The organism is Pseudoalteromonas luteoviolacea, from assembly GCF_001750165.1.
Lineage (GTDB): Bacteria > Pseudomonadota > Gammaproteobacteria > Enterobacterales > Alteromonadaceae > Pseudoalteromonas > Pseudoalteromonas luteoviolacea_G.
In genome coordinates, this window is record NZ_CP015412.1 from 515,538 (window position 1) to 533,263 (window position 17,726).

A 17,726-nucleotide genomic window follows, 5' to 3' on the forward strand; every position below is an offset into this window, starting at 1 on the left:
TAACTAATGAGCTTTTTAAAATCATTTAGCCGCAAAGCATTACTTGTATCTTCAATGGCACTAAGTGCATCAGCATTTGCAAATGAAGCGATGGATTTAGATGCACTACTTAAAACGTTAGAGTCAGGTCAAGCTGCGCAAACTCAACAAAATAAACAGCGTGAAGCTGAATTCAAATCTCGTGAAGACCAACAAGTAAGAATGTTGAACGCACTTGTATCAGATCGTAACAATCAGTTGAATCGCTCTGAACGTATGGAAACCCAGTTTGAAGAAAACGAGATCAAATTAGGTAATCTAAGCGATACACTATCTAAGCGTATGGGCTCTTTAAAAGAATTATTTGGCGTTTTGCAGCAAGCTTCAGGCGACGCTAGTTCTAAATTCAGAACCTCTGTCGTCTCTGCCGAAATTCAAAATCGCAGTGATGTGATGGATGAGATGGCTAAAAAAATGGGTTCTACATCTAAGCTTGCGTCGATAGAAGACATCGAAAAGGTATGGTTTGAGCTTCAGCGCGAAATGACTGAGCAGGGTAAGGTTACCCGCTATAACACTGATGTCATTGTTGCTGGTGGCGAGAAGATGAATAAAGAAGTGATGCGTGTCGGCGCATTCAACCTAATTGCAGATGGGAAATATCTCACGTTTAACCCTGAAACAAACACAATCTCAGAGTTGACTCGTCAGCCTGTATCTCGTTTCCAACAAAGCGCGGCTGATTTACAAGGTGCAAACTCAGGTAATGTTGATTTTGCATTGGACCCAACCGGTGGTTCAATCTTGGGCTTACTTGTTCAGGCACCAAATAGGAAAGAGCAAGTTGAGCAAGGTGGCGTTGTTGGTTATGTAATTTTGGCTGTAGGTGCACTTGCCTTATTAATCGCTCTTGAGCGCTTTGTCTCGCTTATGTTGATTGGTGCCAAGATTAAGCGCCAGCTTAAATCAGATGTTGCAAAAGATGACAACCCGCTTGGACGCGTAATGAAAGTCAAAGATCAATATCCAGATGTGGCTTATGACACATTAGAGCTTAAGTTAAGTGAAGCCATATTGCGCGAAATGCCAAAAATTACGCGTAACTTAACATTAATTAAGATTATCTCAGTGGTCGCGCCTCTACTCGGTCTATTAGGTACTGTTACCGGTATGATTAATACCTTCCAAGCAATTACTTTGTTTGGTACGGGCGACCCTAAACTTATGGCTGGTGGCATTTCGACAGCACTTGTCACTACGGTACTTGGTCTTGTCGTCGCTATCCCGACGGTATTTTTATACACAGTATTGAATACACGTTCACGCAACCTGCTTCTTATCCTTCAAGAGCAAAGCGCAGGTATTATCGCAGAGCGAAGTGAAAAGGGAGCGTAATCATGGTGCTACTAGTAGATGCTATCACCGCACTACAAGAGTTCCTTGATACGGGTGGCCAGGTTCTCCTGGTCATCGCAGTAGTCACCTTTGCTATGTGGTTACTTATCCTGGAGCGTTTTATGTACTTTTTTGGCAAGTACAGAGGCTATAAAAAACACACAGTAGAGACTTGGCAAAGTAGAGCTGAAAGAAATAGCTGGAATGCAGAACAAATTCGTCAAGCCATGATATCAAAAGCAGGTATTGCACTTAACAGTAACTTGCCATTTATCAATGTGATGGTCGCGCTTTGTCCTTTGCTTGGCCTACTTGGTACCGTTACAGGCATGATTGAAGTATTTAATGTAATGGCAATTACTGGCTCAGGTAGCGCGCGCTCGATGGCCGCGGGTGTATCAAAAGCCACCATACCGACCATGGCCGGAATGGTAGCCGCACTGTCTGGTGTATTTGCTTCTACCTATTTACAGCGCAAAGCAAAACGTGAAGTTGAGCTTTTAGAAGATAAATTGCTGTTAGACCACTAAAGAATTTGAGGTAAAGAAATGAGAGCCCCTCTAGCAAAAGTTTTCCAAGAAGAAGAAACCGAAGAAATTAACATGACGCCGATGTTGGACGTTGTATTCATCATGCTTATTTTCTTCATTGTAACTGCTTCATTCGTGAAAGAAGCAGGCATAGATGTTAACCGACCAGAAGCGGCAACTGCTGTGAAAAAGCAAAGAGCAAATATATTAGTTGCAATCTCTGACAAAGGGGAAATCTGGATTAATAAACGTCAAATCGATATTCGTGCAGTGCAAGCTAATATCGAACGTTTAAAGGCAGAAAACCCGCAAGGCAGTGTCGTTATTCAAGCAGATAAAAAAGCGACGACAGAAATTCTAATTAAAGTAATGGATGCATCAAGAGCAGCAGGTGCGTTTGATGTGTCTATCGCTGCACAAGAATCTTAAGGGCACACGATGCGTTACATAATTGCATTATTAGTTGCAGGTGTCGTTACTTTCTTCTTGTTTCTGGGTATGCAGGCTTTGATCAACGGTGGTCAAGGTACTGCAACAGAACCTGTTAAGGGTAATGTGCTTGACTTTGTCAGGTTAAAAAAAGAAGAGACAATAGAGAAGAAAGAGCGCAAGCCTGAGAAACCGCCAACACCAAAAGAGCCACCGCCTCCAATGGATGCTCCGCAAATGCAGGCAAATAACCTTGATGCAGCAGGTGCTAACTTTGATTTTTCAGCCAACGTTGATACTGATGTGGATTTAGCGGGTGGCTTGGCACTTGAGTCCAGTGATGGTGAGTACTTACCGATTGTAAAAGTTGCACCAGTTTATCCAAGACGTGCACTGTCAAGAGGAATTGAAGGCTTTGTCATCGTAGAGTTTGTTGTAACTAAGCAAGGCACAGTGCGTGACCCTGTTGTTGTGCAAGCTGAGCCTGAAAATATCTTTAATCGTGCTGCAATGGATGCTGCATTGAAGTTTAAGTATAAGCCGCGCGTTGTAAATGGTGAGGCTGTAGAAGTGGCTGGTGTACAAAACAAGATCACCTTCCAAATTAATGGCTAGTGAAGTTAGGAGTTTGTATTATGAAATTAATCAAAAATATACTGGTTCTTAGTGCGACGACGTTAGCCATGAATGCTTCTATCAGTATGATCTCTTTGATACCAGAAGTTTCACTTTCAAGTGCGTATGCTGCGACCAAAACAAAGCGTGTACCGGCATTGAGAGAGAAGGTATATAGCCAGCTTGCGAGAGCGCAAAAGCTTGCTGATGATGGCAATGTACAAGAAGGTCTCGATGTTTTAGACTCGATAAAAGGGCGTGCTTCGAGCATGAACTCTTATGAAGTTGCGATGATGCATAACTTTTATGGGTTTATTTACTACAACGAAAATCAATTAGATAAAGCAATTTCATCTTTTGAGAAAGTTGTTGCTGAAGAGGCCATTCCTGAGTCTTTAAAGCTGTCGACGACCTTTAGTTTAGCGCAGCTTGCTATGGCCAATGGCGATTACGGTAAAACGGTCGCATATTTAGATGATTGGAAAGCTTTAAATACCCAACCTATTAAAACCAATTACTATACGTTAAAAGCCCAAGCGCTTTACCAGAATAAAAAATATAAAGCTGCATTAGAAAGTATTAATACAGCAATCTCAATGGCCGAGTCTAATAATGAGGTGCCAAAGGAGAATTGGTTAGTACTTCAACGTGCTTTATATTATTCTTTAAGTCAGCCTTCAGATGTAGTAAATACACTGGAGAAAATGGTTAAACTGTTTGATAAGCCACAGTACTGGATCCAGCTAGGTGGTATGTACGGTGAAATTGGTGCTGAAGAAAATCAACTTGCCATTTTAGAAACTGCTAAACAGCGTGGGTTTATAAAAACCAGATCTGAAGTATTACAGCTTTCTCAGGTTTATTTATACAATGGCTTGCCATTTAAAGCTGCGCAGACTTTGCAAGATGGTATAAAGAGCAAGGTAATTGACAATACTGAAAAAAACTTATCTTTTATAGCTGAAGCTTATGTACAAGCTCGTGATGAGGAAAAATCAATCGAGTTTTTTAAAGCAGCTGACCAACTTTCTTCACATGGTCGGTTTCAGCAGCGTTTAGCTGAAGTATACATCAATTTAGAGCACTTTGATGAAGCGGCAGATGCTGCACGGGCAGCGTTGGAAAAAGGTGGTCTTACTTTTGAGTCAAATGCCTATGTTGCGCTTGGTATGGCTCAGTATAACTTGGAAAATTTTGATGCATCTATACTGGCATTTGAACAAGCTGAAAAACATAAGAAATCAGCATCGCTTGCGCGGCAATGGATTAAATATGTAAAAAATGAAAAGCTTCATAAGCAAAGCTTAAAAGAAGCATTGATGTAAGTTATAATAAATATTCGCAACACCAAAGCTGCCTTCGGGCGGCTTTTTTATTTTAAATAAATTATATTTTGTCATTTTAACTTATAAAAACTGTCACCCATTTGTAACACGTTAAATCTATTCTGGCTCCATTAAATAAATACGGTTATAACAATTATATTCTTGGAGACCAACATGAACCTTTCTGGTTTATTTAAAGTAAGCTTAATTTCTTCTGCTCTTGTACTAGCTGGTTGCGGTGGCGGCGACATCAATATCACTCCTACAAATAACGACAATCATGTAGACAATTCAGTCGAAAACCCGGTCGTTGTTCCAGATACAGGTAATGGTGGTGGTGATGATAATGGTGGCGATAAGGTTGTAGAATTGCCATGTGCAAGCTACACAATGGACGGCACGCCGTTTAAAGGTGACCAAGACGGTATCCACTGTAAATATAGCCAAGCGTTCGCAAGTAATGCAAAGAGCATCTCTTCTTCATTCTTACTTGAAGCATTACCAGATGGTGGCGCACACATTTTTGAGGGCGCATTATTCATCGGTGATGATGTTGATACATCTAAAGGTGGTTCAATCGACCTTGACGGACCAACTTTAACCATCGAAGCTGGTGCGACAATCGCATTCACCAAAGCTGAGAACTTTGTGCGCATTGGTCGTGGTTCTAAAATCCACGCTGTTGGTGAACTTGGTAACCCAATCACATTTACTTCAATCAAAGAAGTAGACGGTGATGCTGAAACAGTACCAGCAATGCAGGACTGGGGTGGTATCCAAATTAATGGTTTAGCTACAACCGTTGAGTGTACTAAAACTGAAGCTGAGTCTGGCATGTGTAACGTGGCAGCAGAAGGTGTTGTTTCTTACTACGGTGGTAACAACGATGCTGATAACAGTGGTTCATTAGAGCATGTAGTTGTTAAGTATGCAGGTAACGGTGTAGAAGGTGACGAACTAAACTCAATTACCTTAAACGCAGTTGGTTCAGGCACTAAGGTTGAATACATTCACATTCACCAAGGTTACGATGACGGTATCGAGCTATTTGGTGGTCAAGTTAATATCAAGCACATCGTTGTAACAGACACGGCGGATGACGGTATTGACTGGGATACAGGTTGGAAAGGTAACGGCCAATTCATTTTAGTTCAAACGCTTAACCAAGGTAACCACGGTTTTGAAACTGATGGTGGTAAAAAAGACCCTACAACAGATGCTGGCGCAGACAGAGCGACAACGGTTTCTAACCCAACAATCGCTAACGCGACAGTCGTGAGCAACGGCATTAAAGGTCCACGTGGTCACGGTGCGGGTATGGAAATGAAAGAGTGGGGTAAAGCTCAACTTCACAACATGCTTTTCGTAAGCCAAGGCACTGAAGACGGCGCAGCGTGTTTTGACCTATATGACAAAAACGAAGGTTCAGGCCCTGTAGGTGTTCATGCAAATGCGATTGCAGGTGACATCAAGTTCCACAACTCTATCTTTGCATGTGCGAACAACTTCGAACCTGAAAATATTACGCTAGACGGTGACCTAGCAGGTTTTGATATCGCACAATGGTTCACAAATGATGGCAACCAGTTAGTTGGATTCAGTGCATTTGAAAATGTACTTGGCGCAGATTTGGCGACTACTAACGGTACTATCAAAGACAAAGATGGTAACAATGTAAGCGTTGAGTCATCAAAGCTTAGCGACGAGAATTCATTCTTTACTGATGTGACTTATGTTGGTGCACTAGGTGAAGACGAAACAGATTCAAACTGGGCAAAATTCGTAGCACAGTCAATCGCTCGTACAAAATAATCTAAGCCATAAAAGAAAAATTGGAAGGGCGCTTTAATGCGCCCTTTGTGAATCGAAATTTTGGTTTAGAGGAATTACAAATGAAACCAATCAAAGTGTTTAAAACAAATTTGATAACGATTTCTTTGCTTTCTCTTTTGAGTCCTTTGTCTACACAGGTTATAGCACAAGAGACGGCACAAGAAATTGAAGAAGTTGTTGCGGTAGGAAGCCGCTTAAAAGGCAGTGCAAGTGCTGTTATTGAAGAGCGAAAGAATCAAGCTTTTGTTGCGGATATCATGGGTGCTGAGCAGATTTCTCGCACGGGTGATAGTGATGCAGCGTCAGCACTTCGTCGTGTGACAGGCCTGAGTCTTGTGAATGATAAATTCATTTATGTACGTGGCCTTGGAGAACGTTACTCTAGTGTTCGTCTTAATGGTGCTCAGGTACCGAGTCCAGATCTAACACGAAACGTTATCCCTTTAGATATTTTCCCATCAAGTATCATTGAGTCATTAGCCGTACAAAAGGCATATTCCCCAAACATGCCTGCTGCATTTGGTGGTGGTGATGTAAACATACGTACAAAAAGTATTCCGAATGACCGAGTGATCAAGCTAGAAGTTGGTGTGACACACAAAGACACAAACAGTACTGGTTTTGTATACAACGGTAGTGACGATGATTGGCTTGGTGAAGACGACGGCTTACGTGCCATGCCAAGCACTATGAACGCAGCGCTCAACAAGTATATCAATGGTATATCGGATATTTCAGTGTTAAATATCAGAGATATTGAGTCTAAAGAGCGCGGAGAAGCCGTATCTCAAGCTGAAGCCATTGCAATCAATAAGACATTGACTAAGTCTCTGCACCGTGATTTTGGAATGGTTGAAAAAGACCTAGATCCGGATTTCGGTGGTAAGCTTGTTTATGGCGATAGATTTGAGGATTTATTTGGTTTTGGTGGCTCACTAGGATTCTTATTCTCAGCTGCATATGATCATGAATGGTCCCACAGTAAGGGTTATTCAGCCGTTCTTTCGTCGGTTGATGTTAAACCAGAAGACTGTGGTAAGTCTGATTTAGAGTGTTACTCTGCTAGAACGGATAAAGAGTCGACCAAAAAAAATGTGAAGTTAAACAGCTCTCTTAATATCGGTTACAAGTTAGATGGGCATGATGTTAATGCTTCTTACATGATGTTACGAGACACTGAAGATGAAGCGTCAATTTCCCTGTATCAAGAGCCATCAAAGTCATTAAGCATTGCCAACGGTGAGATCCAGCGCAAAAACTTAACGTCGTTCGAGCAGCGCGAATTAGAGGTTATCCAATTCCGTGGTACGCACAATATTGAATATGACTTTATTAAAGGTGTTGGATTCGATTGGCAGTATACAGACTCAACAGCGACCACTGATATTCCTAGTGAACTTGAGATCACAGCAAGAGATCGTTATACGGATGGTGTTTACACAGATACCTACACGAGTGGTCCATTAGGCGGCGATCCATTCTTGTACCGTTTTGTTGAAATGGAAGACAAAGTTGAAAACTTTGGTTGGAACTTATCTAAAGCATTCTATTTTGACTCTTCAGAAGTGGAGTTAAAAGGGGGCGCTTACTATGTTGATAAAACGCGTGAATATAAAACGGACTTCTTTAAGTATCGCTTTGGCCCAACTGAAAACATTATTCTTGCTACCAATAAAAATGAAGCGTTAGGGATTGGTAGTATCTTCAAAGATGATAGTCGAGTTGATAACACTGAAATAGAGATCCTATTCCAGGAGCCTACTGCAGACGATTACATCGCGGCACAAAAAATTGATGCTTACTATGGAAGCTTTGATTACGTGTATGCGAACGACTGGCGTCTTTCAGGTGGTTTAAGATATGAAGACTTTAGACAGGTCGCGTTGGCATTTTCTCGCTCAGTGTTTGATGCAGAATTATTGAACGACAAGCTAAGTGCTGAAGCAATTCAAGAAGCGTCTGTAATGGAAGACGAGACGTTTGGCTCGCTATCTATGACTTACAGTCAACCAACCTATCAAGTTCGTGCAGGTTGGGGGCAAACTATTGTACGTCCGGATCTACGTGAACTGACGCCTGTACAATATCAAGATCCACTTACTGATTATAGAACACTTGGTAATCCAACCTTGAAGTCGAGTCACTTAGATAATTTTGATGTGCGTGTTGAATTCTATTTCGAAAGTGGTGATAACTTCTCTGTCGGTGCATTCTATAAAGATATCGACAAGCCGATTGAAGCTCAGTTAAATGAGCGTGATGGCCGTTTCACGCTAGAGTTTGAAAATGCCGACTCTGCATATGTTTACGGCTTAGAAGCTGAATGGCTGGTGGAGTTATCATCTGATTTCTTAGGCGGCGCATTCTTTACTTCTGGTAACTTAACAGTCAGTGACTCTGAAGTAGAAATACTTGAAAGTGCGAGAGGAGATTTGACTAATCTTAAACGCCGTATGACTGGTCATTCGAAGTATGTTGCAAACTTGCAGTTAAACTATGACTCTCATAATGGTAATCACCAAGGCTCTCTCATTTACAATGTATTCGGCGACCGTATCTTGGCTGCTGGTGTAAATGGCTTTGACGATGCTTATGAGCAACCGATCAACTCATTGGATGCGGTTTATAGTTACTATCCGACCTTCAGCACGACAGTTACATTAAAAGTGAAGAACTTACTAGGTCAAGACTTTGAAGTTGAGCAAAACGGCGCGCTAATCAGATCTCAAGAATCGGCGCAACAAGTTAGCTTAGATTTTGCGGTTGAATTCTAAGTAAACACAATCAATTAAAGGGCCACTTTAAGTGGTCTTTTTTATTTTTGATATTATTAAAATAATCATAACTATAATTTAGTATAAATATTTTAAAGTTATCTAAATATGTCCCGACTTTGTACGTCTTTATTTTAAGATTAAAGATTACCTTTAAAATTTAATAACTTTCACGTGAGAAATATTACATTTACGTAAGCGTAAACATATATTAGGTTTGGATTTTTTTTATAATCTAGATCAATATTTAGAATGAATTTTACTTGAAAATAGTAGTAACCTGACTCATAATAGCTAACACAAAAAGGTTATCGCATATCCTTACCACATTCAGGTATTTTGTTAACATATAATAAACATTTTACCAAAACAGAGTTCTAGTTTGATGTGCAGCATCAAGCTTGGACGCAACCTTTACATGTTGTATCCAAACCCCGCATTGCGGGGTTTTTTTATTCTTAATCACCATTATTCATCCTGATACCTCGTTGTGTTGTTTGCTCCTTATCAACATTAAACTTACCCTTGATGTAATGCTTAAGCTTACTAGTTGAGGAATTTCGTAATTGCCCTAAAAAGTACTAGAGCTGACAGCTATATTTTGATAGGTTAGACGTCTAGACGTACCCCTCACGCAATGAGTAATTTTAATTAAATAAAGGGTAATGTAATGAATAATGTAGGATTTGTCGGCTGGCGTGGCATGGTTGGCTCAGTACTAATGGAGCGCATGCAACAAGAAGGGGATTTTTCTCACCTTAATGCGCATTTTTTTACCACCTCACAATCAGGTCAACTCGGACCTGATTTTGCGGGGGCAGCCAAACCGCTTAACAATGCATTTGACATACCTTCTTTGAAAGAAATGGATATTATCGTTTCCTGTCAAGGTGGTGACTACACAAAAGAGGTCTACCAACCTTTGAGGGATGCTGGCTGGCAGGGCTACTGGATAGATGCTGCATCGGCCCTACGTATGTCGAGCGACAGTATTATTGTTTTAGACCCAGTCAATAACGATGTGATCCAACAAGGGTTAGAGCAGGGCGTTAAAACATTTGTAGGCGGTAACTGTACAGTTTCATTGATGTTACTTGCGTTAGGTGGTTTGTTTGAAAAAGATCTCATAGAATGGGTCAGCCCAATGACATATCAGGCGGCTTCAGGCGCTGGTGCGCGAAATATGAGAGAGCTCATAACGCAAATGGGTGAAATTCATAGCAGCGTGAGTGCGCAGCTTGAGAATCCATCTTCTGCTATTTTGGAAATAGATAAAATTGTTGCCGACAAACTCAAAGATGACAGTTTACCGAAAGACCAATTCGGAGTGCCGCTTGCTGGAAGCCTGATCCCTTGGATAGATGTGCCAATGGAATCTGGTCAGAGTAAAGAAGAATGGAAAGCTGAAGTTGAGGCAAATAAAATCTTAGGTTCGATTAAGCAGCCAATCCCTGTAGATGGACTGTGCGTGCGTATTGGCGCAATGCGCTGTCACTCACAAGCATTAACCATTAAGTTGCGTGAAGACATTGAAGTGAGTGAAATTGAACGTATTCTTGATGAGCATAACGAATGGGTTAAAGTGATCCCTAATGAAAGAGGGGTGACGGAACAAGAGCTTACGCCGGTTAAGGTAACAGGATCTCTTCATATTCCAATAGGTAGGATCAGAAAGCTGTCTATGGGTGACAAATATATTAGCGCCTTTACTGTTGGTGACCAGCTACTTTGGGGCGCAGCAGAGCCACTTCGCAGAATGTTACGCATCATCACAGGATAAATTTACAAAAGCGCCTGGCTTATACAAGCGAGGCGCTTTTAGATTTATAATGCAAATTTAAAAATTGAATTGATGCACACTGTAAGTGTGTTCAACTCCATCACAGTCAGTCGCTATCGCAGTGATTGGCTTGAACGAACTATCTAAAAACCATTTTGCAGTCATGTTTGACCCGTCAGAGCATGCCGCGCCATTTGTATAAGCTACTTTTTTTCCAGCAGAAATACCTGTGGGCACATTTTCATTCCAGTAAATTCTTACCTCTGAATGTGGAGGAATATCAGCAATAAACTTGTAAAATACTTTCATTTTGTACCAACGAGTTATCGCACCATTACACGATGCTGACTCGCATTTTAAATACACAAAGTTGTATGAGTACTTGAGCAATCCATCATCTGCGTTCGTTGTCACTTCAGTTGCTAAACCATTAAAGCTGATGATGCTAGCTAACAGCGTACTCGCTAAAAATGTTGTTTTCATAACTCACTCCTTTTGATTGTCTGAACGAACAGGTTAATAACTATGGTTAGATATACCAGCGCAGATGGCAAAAAAACACCCAATAAATGTTACATTTTGTTTACCTTTTCGTCGAGATATACACTGAATTAGTTTTGAAGCACAGTATAAGATGTATGATTTAGGTCTAATTTTTTACTGTTACTTATATATAAAAGGTACAAATAGGATTTTATAATTTCGCGATAGATACGAAATTTTTACCCATTATGGAAAAATTATTAGAGTGATATGATAATGTTATTAATAGAATATACTCTAAATATTTAGAATTTTTATTTTTAATATAAATGCTATGTATGACGAATTTAGATTGTCAATCGTGTGATTTTTGCTCAATAAATTTTATGTTTCTATGTACTGTTCGGGTGTTTTTTCGTCAACAATGGAGGTGTAGTATATTCAATAGCATTACTTAAAAGGAAAGTTTATGAAAAATATAATTAATACAATTACGGTGTCTTTGTGCTTATTGTCGTTAAATAGCGCATATGCTGAACACACACAAGCAGAATGGATTGGTAAGTTTGATTTGCTTAGTCAGCAGTATCAAGCCCAATATCCAAACAGCTTCAGCCGTTCTAGCAATTTAGCTTGGGCAGAAGCGTACTACTTAGATGCATTGATAGAAATGTATCTTGGAACAAACAACCCAGAATATATTGATACATTTATATCACGTGTTGATAAAGCGCTTGCCCTTGCCAAAGATGATACAGGAATGGGCATAGATGGCTATAAAGGCTGGGGCGAGTGGGTATACTCTATTGATGCAATTGAGAATTTTTCTGCTGAAAAAGCTGACCCGCAAGATAGTTCGTTACCTGCAAATTGGTATCGCTGGCAATCGACAGCACAAACTGCCTACAGAAATACTGTTGATAAATTTGATGATGGAAAAAGTCGCGCCGCGTTTACAGTTAAAACCGCACCTGAAACTAACCGTTGGCATGTTTTACAAACACCGTTAAGAAACCCTCATAAATCAAATGAGCATTTTGATCCTAATGGTAAATATCAAATTAATTTTCATGCAAAAATTGAGAATTGTGATAGTGGAGTCAAAGGCTTGTTGCAGGTTTATGATTTTACTGACAGAAAACTGCTTTTAAACACATACGTTGAATCTCTCAGCTACACCAATCATATCGCTGAATTTACTGCGCCTTCCAATCCATCTAATAATGTTCATATCAGGCTATACGCAACAGATTATAGAAAGAACTGTACAGTGCATTTTGACAATATTCGAGTAAGATCATGGCGTGAATATCTTGTCCACGATGGGATGATAACCGCACCAATGGCCAAGTTTATTAAATTGGCAAAAGCAGGGCGGCTCGATTTACGTTTCAACTCCAAAGCTGAAGGCTACTATGATTTTCTGATAAATCATACATTCCCTAAGTGGGAAAAAGACCTACATCATACGCTAAATGGGAATTTAGTGTATTTGTTTGCTAATGATTCATCTAGTCGAAAGCCTGGCCAATCCTTACCACATAATCAGTATCTTGCATTACAGCGCACATATGCTGAGCTTGCTCAGATTGAAGGAAGTGACCCTAATCATCAATATATGGCGCAACAACTGATAGAAGCTTTCAAAAGCAGCCTCACTCTGGGGCAATATCAGTCTAACTCAGGACTACCTGCAAAAAAATATGAATGGAGTTATTGGAGCCTACTGACTGACAGGGACACAATCAATGATGGTTTTAATTGGACTGGAACAGAGGATACTAGTCATGGAAATCTAGACATCGCAGCGGCTGTAAGCAGTTATCATGCAGGGCTTGGGTTTAGCAAAGAGGAAATGAGCTACTTTGCTAATACAGCTGATTTTATGATTTCACATTGTTCAAACTTTAGTAGGCATGTGAATAAATGTTATGACTCAGAATCATTCACATCTTTGAGATGGTGGATGCAATTAGCTGAATTTAAACCAAGTATTTATCATGACTCGGAAGTCAAATTAACCTCAGTGTTTGATGCAATTCAAGGTGTCAATCAACGTTATTACATGGGCGCAATTGCACAGCTTGTTAAAGGGTATAGAGTTTATGGCCAATCATTTGATGTGGCGTTTGCAAATGCGTTACCAGCAGATTGGCGTCACTGGCAATCAACACCTGAGACTGTGTTTTTGAGTGCAAACAGTGCATTTAGTGGCACGCAAGGATTAACTGTTAAAAACAAGCCAAATTATGGATGGCAAGTTGCACAAAAGGTATTTAATTACGAGCCCGGAGCGACGTATAGACTAGAATCTATGGCCCGAGTGTTTTCTGGAGACGCAAACGGTCGCATTATGATTTATGATGCAACGAGTAAAAAATCAATCGCCCAGAAAATCACTACAAATAAAACTTGGTCGCCATTGACTTTGGAATTTACAGCGCCTGAAACTGCAGGCCATCAATTACAAATTTATTTGTACTCAACAAATTGGCAAGTGGACAGCGAAATCCATTTTGATGATTTAGAGATATACCGCATTAATTAACTTGTCCATTGTGGCCAGCTTAGGAAGGCAGGCCACATACATTAAACAGGCATACTATATCTAGTTGTTAAGTATAGAGGGTTCAGCCCCAATAAAATGATTTTTATAACAGTGGAGGTCTTAGAGTATTTTTAAATGAGGCTAATGACGGCTTAAGTGAACTGATATGAAACATCCTATAATACATATTATGTTAAATTGTGATTTTGAGTTTACTTATAAGGTTATGCCACTACTTTATTAACGACTATAAATTAATTGTGCAGCAATAAAATGTCCAATACTTACCAGTATCGGACTTAATAGAGTTTGAAAGTAGCAGTTGCATTGAGTTATTTATACTTGGCTGTAATTGGCCTAAATTTATTTACTTGTATTAATGCTATAGCTTACTTAGCGAATTTGATCTTTACTGGTCATTTTGCCTAATGCCACACAGACACTGGAAAAGACAAACGCATAAATGTTCGCGATATTAAATCGAGCTTTACACCAAATTCGATAATTTCCTCATTACTCCAGCCATCTGGATGCAACCAGTTTTCATCTTCTAACTCGCACAATATACCTAGCTCTTTGTCCAGCATGCTCAGCGGCGCTGCGGCTAAGCCCCAAAGCATGACGAGTTTGCCTTCCGTCTCATAATTACGAGGTGAATTTGACTCCAATGAACGAAAGTACTTTTTGGTTTCCATTAATGCTTTTGATACTTCAACTAAAATTGCATCCCTCAAGTAATGCTTATCCATAGAGATTGAATAAAGTTTTAAGGCGACTTCGTTGAGTTTATCTATTAGCTCATTGTGCGCTTGGCTATGGTGCCTTTCAAACATTTCAACATAAGCGTTTTGTGCTGTGGTTGTTGGTTTAAGTGCCATCTTATTTACTCCCTCTGCTTACATGCTGTCTGAGTGTAGCTGATTGAAATCGGTCTTTTCATTGTTATGTTTAGCAACTCAAAGCGCAAAATGACAAGTAATATTGTTGAAATTTTTTGATTAATTTTTGTGTGGACTTTAGTTGCTTGAATTTATTGATGTTGGGCAAAGTGCCCTGCTTACGTATCTGATTAACACCATAACTGACGTACGTAATGTGAGTGATTAAAACATTTATGCCAGTTTAGGTAGTTTTCTCTGCCAATATTAGGGTAAGTTTCTCTGCTCCCTACCCTATAGGATTGAGAGAGCCGTGCGTGTTTGTACAAATAGTTAAAATGTTTGAAAAACAATATAGTACAATGTAATTGGGACTACTTCTGACTTGCTACGACTCCCTAGCCTTGTACTCCCAGATAAATAAAGGAGCACCAGCTTTTTCTTTAAGTATACATTAAGCCAACTTAACTTCTTGCGCGGATTGATACTCTAATTTGTTGCCCTTGTAGATTTTGAAATTAGATCCTGAAAATCGAACTTTTCCTTTCTTGCGCTCAATAAGTAACGGGGTATATTGCCCAAATAATTGAAGTTTATCTGATAATTGCTTCTTGCTCTGTGGATTTGAATGTTTATATGGCTTTCAGATATGCCCAAATCTTTTGTGAGTTGCTTTATGGTTCGCCAACCTTGCAATCTCTCTGGTACGCAAGTTTTCTCATCTTGTGTGCGATACCGCGCCAACAAAGCTGTTAAATAATGGTGTGAGCGAGTGTCGAGATCTATCTGATCATAATCATTTTCTAGTGTAAGCTCCGTGAGTTCTTCATCTTGGCTTATATTAAAAATAAATGTTAAGTCCTTCGAAGCTTTTTCGGTCATTACAATTGTTTCTTTTTCAGGTGAGTTCGCGCAATTCAAAAGTTTCCACTTTGTATTGGAAAAGAATAAAAGGTTATCATCAGATACTTTTGAAGTGTGATTTTTTTCTAAATCCTCTACATACCAAGATTTCTCTTTCACATCATAATAGAGAATTAATTCGGGCGATGTTTCAGAGGGAAGTAAATTGTGATGATTTAAAACAATGGGATCCTTAGTTCTATGGCATTCTTTTTTATCAATGCTAACTGGGGTGAGGATATCATGAGGTTTGTCTAAATTATCAATTTGAAATGCTAAATTACTTTGATCAGAAAAGCTAATAATGTCATTAACTTTAGGATAATATGGCTCATTGGGTGTGATTTTATTACCATTAAGCCACATACCATTTTTGCTAATGTCTACAATCATCCAAGCTTTACCTGTCCACTCGATGATGGCATGTCTTCTTGATATCTCGGGACTATTTATAAAAGTATCTACGCTATCTTCTAAACGTCCAAATCGATGAAAGGCCTTTAGATAAAGCCTGTTTTTCATATTGGTTGAGGTTAAATAAGCCATGTAATCCTTTTATGCCCTTATGTAAAACTGATAGTTAATTGGGTATTGGTTACTGTAGGTCTAGAGCCCCTACAAAGCTATTACATGCAGATTACACTCAGGTTTTAAAGAAAATAAAAACACGTCTAAGCCACTTTGCACATAAAATATATTACTAAGCTTTTCTTGTTTCCTATTAATTACATGCGTTATCAACTTACCGATAGCACCTGATGCTACAGAGCTGAAGAGTCTTGATGATTGTCTAGATTTTATTTATCCAGCCATCCTTGATTTTCAAATTTCAGAACTGTTAATTTACAATGCGCTATTAAGTTTACTTATCCCCAATGAATTAACCTCTTAGTCTAATCAAATCACAGTGACATACTATCTGACGAACTTTACTTGTAGTGAGCTTCTCAAACTATTTTTACATCGGATATGTGATTTCTATTATTGTAAAGTGGGAAAGTATTTATGCTGTTTTGCCTTTTTTGAGAGATTACTATAGCTCAGCTAACTACTAAAAACTTCATTCGGAATTAGAGCCACTAAATATAGATTATTTGCAAACATATTACGCCATCACACAAAAAATTGCTTTGAAGTGACGAGTTGTCTGTCTGCATTATTTAAATTTCACACATAGTCAAAAAAGTTTTATAGAGCATGGTTTGAATTGAGCAGCTAAACCTGTTCTATACAGTGTAAATATATGATATTAAAAACACTTGAAACATCTGTGCGTTAGATTTAACATTGTTTACCTACTGTTAATCTTGAGGTTCAAATGACTTTGTATTCCCTTATTGCACTCTGTGTAATGTTATCGATTATTACTCTACTGCTAATTTTAAGCCTCATGAATGGTAAAAATAGTCATTATGCAAAGTTGGTCATAAATAATCGTCACGCAATTATCTTTTATAGTGCATTAATTTTATCTATTTTGGTCATATTTTTTGAATATTTAAATAAATTCCAAGTAAACCTAAAGAATATAAACTTTAAGGTTTGGGTCGATGTAGCTGTGTACTTTAATAATATACTCAGTCCAATCCTTATGGCTGCGACCATTTATTTGGTATATCGGACATGGGTCACGAGTAAGGAAGAGCTAAGGGCCACTCGTGAAGAGTTAGAGTTAACGAGAGGAATACAAGAGCAACCATTTTTACTTGATATATTCAGATCTAGACTTAATTCATATTATGATGGGTGCTCAGAAGAGGTCGGGAAGATAATCATTAGTCAATGTAAAATGAAAATATTGAAATCATATAATGAGGATGAAAGCTTCAGAAAGTCTGTTATTAAGGAGGCTACTAAACTAGGGGTTCATACTGGAGAAGATGATTACGATATGGGCTGGAACTATTTTCAAGATAAAATAATATCTGATCCAGTTTTTTATACAGATGTTATTTCTTATATTACAGATGAACGCAACCAAAGTTTTGATAGTAATATAAATTCGGAACAAGGCCTTCGCAAGTATTGGTATTTTGTAATCGCGAATGAGTTATCTATAAACTATGAACAAGGTAACTGTAAAAAGTCGCTTTTCTTATTCAAAAAGGTTTCTAGTATTGAAAAGTTTATCGAGCAGCAACCGACAGAGTTGAATTTTTTAATGCGTGATGAGTTGTCTTTTACGGTACCTGAAGAGCTATATAATCCAATTTTAGACGTTATAAAAAAGTAATTATTAAATTTTTTAATGAGT

General features: G+C 38.9%; 13 protein-coding genes. 10 read left to right on the forward strand and 3 right to left on the reverse strand.

Annotation, left to right across the window (positions count from 1 at the left end; translation table 11 throughout):
- Positions 1-54 precede the first annotated feature (54 nt).
- From S4054249_RS22790 to asd, 8 genes are all read left to right on the forward strand, one after another.
- A complete protein-coding gene (locus tag S4054249_RS22790) occupies positions 55-1,374 on the forward strand; it encodes a MotA/TolQ/ExbB proton channel family protein (protein ID WP_419555216.1) in 1,320 nt (439 codons plus the stop codon).
- 2 nt (positions 1,375-1,376) lie between these two features.
- Entirely contained in the window at positions 1,377-1,904 is a 528-nt protein-coding gene (locus S4054249_RS22795) for a MotA/TolQ/ExbB proton channel family protein (RefSeq protein ID WP_046357516.1), read from the forward strand.
- An 18-nt stretch (positions 1,905-1,922) separates the two neighbouring features.
- Positions 1,923-2,333 (forward strand): ExbD/TolR family protein, encoded by a 411-nt coding sequence (locus tag S4054249_RS22800; RefSeq protein WP_039610430.1) that lies wholly within the window; start codon positions 1,923-1,925, stop codon positions 2,331-2,333.
- A gap of 9 nt (positions 2,334-2,342) precedes the next feature.
- Positions 2,343-2,948, forward strand: a complete 606-nt coding sequence (locus tag S4054249_RS22805) for an energy transducer TonB (protein ID WP_046357517.1) — start codon at positions 2,343-2,345, stop codon at positions 2,946-2,948.
- A 20-nt stretch (positions 2,949-2,968) separates the two neighbouring features.
- Complete coding sequence (locus tag S4054249_RS22810; protein ID WP_046357518.1) at positions 2,969-4,273, forward strand: tetratricopeptide repeat protein; 1,305 nt, start codon at positions 2,969-2,971, stop codon at positions 4,271-4,273.
- A gap of 174 nt (positions 4,274-4,447) precedes the next feature.
- The gene (locus tag S4054249_RS22815; protein ID WP_046357519.1) at positions 4,448-6,085 is read left to right on the forward strand and encodes a hypothetical protein; all 1,638 of its coding nucleotides are present in this window, start codon (positions 4,448-4,450) and stop codon (positions 6,083-6,085) included.
- Positions 6,086-6,165: 80 nt separating this feature from the next.
- Complete coding sequence (locus S4054249_RS22820) at positions 6,166-8,880, forward strand: TonB-dependent receptor domain-containing protein (RefSeq protein ID WP_046357535.1); 2,715 nt, start codon at positions 6,166-6,168, stop codon at positions 8,878-8,880.
- A 670-nt stretch (positions 8,881-9,550) separates the two neighbouring features.
- Positions 9,551-10,660: an aspartate-semialdehyde dehydrogenase gene (gene asd, locus S4054249_RS22825; protein WP_046357520.1), complete on the forward strand. Its 1,110-nt coding sequence runs from the start codon at positions 9,551-9,553 to the stop codon at positions 10,658-10,660.
- A 57-nt stretch (positions 10,661-10,717) separates the two neighbouring features.
- Here the strand turns inward: asd and S4054249_RS22830 are convergent, their stop codons facing one another.
- Positions 10,718-11,143, reverse strand: coding sequence for a hypothetical protein (locus S4054249_RS22830; RefSeq protein WP_046357521.1), 426 nt, complete (start codon positions 11,141-11,143; stop codon positions 10,718-10,720).
- Positions 11,144-11,612: 469 nt separating this feature from the next.
- On the opposite strand from S4054249_RS22830, the gene S4054249_RS22835 reads away from it, so the two are divergent.
- The gene (locus tag S4054249_RS22835; protein ID WP_046357522.1) at positions 11,613-13,691 is read left to right on the forward strand and encodes a carbohydrate binding domain-containing protein; all 2,079 of its coding nucleotides are present in this window, start codon (positions 11,613-11,615) and stop codon (positions 13,689-13,691) included.
- A gap of 425 nt (positions 13,692-14,116) precedes the next feature.
- On the opposite strand, the gene S4054249_RS22840 is transcribed toward S4054249_RS22835, so the two are convergent.
- Together S4054249_RS22840 and S4054249_RS22845 are read right to left on the reverse strand one after the other, a co-directional pair.
- Positions 14,117-14,569, reverse strand: a complete 453-nt coding sequence (locus S4054249_RS22840) for a hypothetical protein (RefSeq protein WP_046357523.1) — start codon at positions 14,567-14,569, stop codon at positions 14,117-14,119.
- Between the two features lie 489 nt (positions 14,570-15,058).
- Positions 15,059-16,018, reverse strand: a complete 960-nt coding sequence (locus S4054249_RS22845) for an FHA domain-containing protein (protein WP_052961084.1) — start codon at positions 16,016-16,018, stop codon at positions 15,059-15,061.
- Positions 16,019-16,862: 844 nt separating this feature from the next.
- Between S4054249_RS22845 and S4054249_RS22850 the strand changes: the two genes are divergently transcribed.
- A complete protein-coding gene (locus S4054249_RS22850; protein ID WP_145925140.1) occupies positions 16,863-17,705 on the forward strand; it encodes a hypothetical protein in 843 nt (280 codons plus the stop codon).
- The last annotated feature ends 21 nt before the right edge of the window (positions 17,706-17,726 follow it).

What these genes read in the sequence shown, in the direction of transcription:
- S4054249_RS22790 (WP_419555216.1), top strand. Translation starts at nt 55, where the DNA reads ATGGCACTAAGTGCATCAGCATTTGCAAATGAAGCGATGGATTTAGAT.
- S4054249_RS22840 (WP_046357523.1), bottom strand. Translation starts at nt 14,569, where the DNA reads ATGGCACTTAAACCAACAACCACAGCACAAAACGCTTATGTTGAAATG.
- S4054249_RS22800 (WP_039610430.1), top strand. Translation starts at nt 1,923, where the DNA reads ATGAGAGCCCCTCTAGCAAAAGTTTTCCAAGAAGAAGAAACCGAAGAA.
- S4054249_RS22835 (WP_046357522.1), top strand. Translation starts at nt 11,613, where the DNA reads ATGAAAAATATAATTAATACAATTACGGTGTCTTTGTGCTTATTGTCG.
- S4054249_RS22845 (WP_052961084.1), bottom strand. Translation starts at nt 16,018, where the DNA reads ATGGCTTATTTAACCTCAACCAATATGAAAAACAGGCTTTATCTAAAG.
- asd (WP_046357520.1), top strand. Translation starts at nt 9,551, where the DNA reads ATGAATAATGTAGGATTTGTCGGCTGGCGTGGCATGGTTGGCTCAGTA.
- S4054249_RS22830 (WP_046357521.1), bottom strand. Translation starts at nt 11,143, where the DNA reads ATGAAAACAACATTTTTAGCGAGTACGCTGTTAGCTAGCATCATCAGC.
- S4054249_RS22805 (WP_046357517.1), top strand. Translation starts at nt 2,343, where the DNA reads ATGCGTTACATAATTGCATTATTAGTTGCAGGTGTCGTTACTTTCTTC.
- S4054249_RS22820 (WP_046357535.1), top strand. Translation starts at nt 6,166, where the DNA reads ATGAAACCAATCAAAGTGTTTAAAACAAATTTGATAACGATTTCTTTG.
- S4054249_RS22815 (WP_046357519.1), top strand. Translation starts at nt 4,448, where the DNA reads ATGAACCTTTCTGGTTTATTTAAAGTAAGCTTAATTTCTTCTGCTCTT.
- S4054249_RS22810 (WP_046357518.1), top strand. Translation starts at nt 2,969, where the DNA reads ATGAAATTAATCAAAAATATACTGGTTCTTAGTGCGACGACGTTAGCC.
- S4054249_RS22850 (WP_145925140.1), top strand. Translation starts at nt 16,863, where the DNA reads ATGAATGGTAAAAATAGTCATTATGCAAAGTTGGTCATAAATAATCGT.
- S4054249_RS22795 (WP_046357516.1), top strand. Translation starts at nt 1,377, where the DNA reads ATGGTGCTACTAGTAGATGCTATCACCGCACTACAAGAGTTCCTTGAT.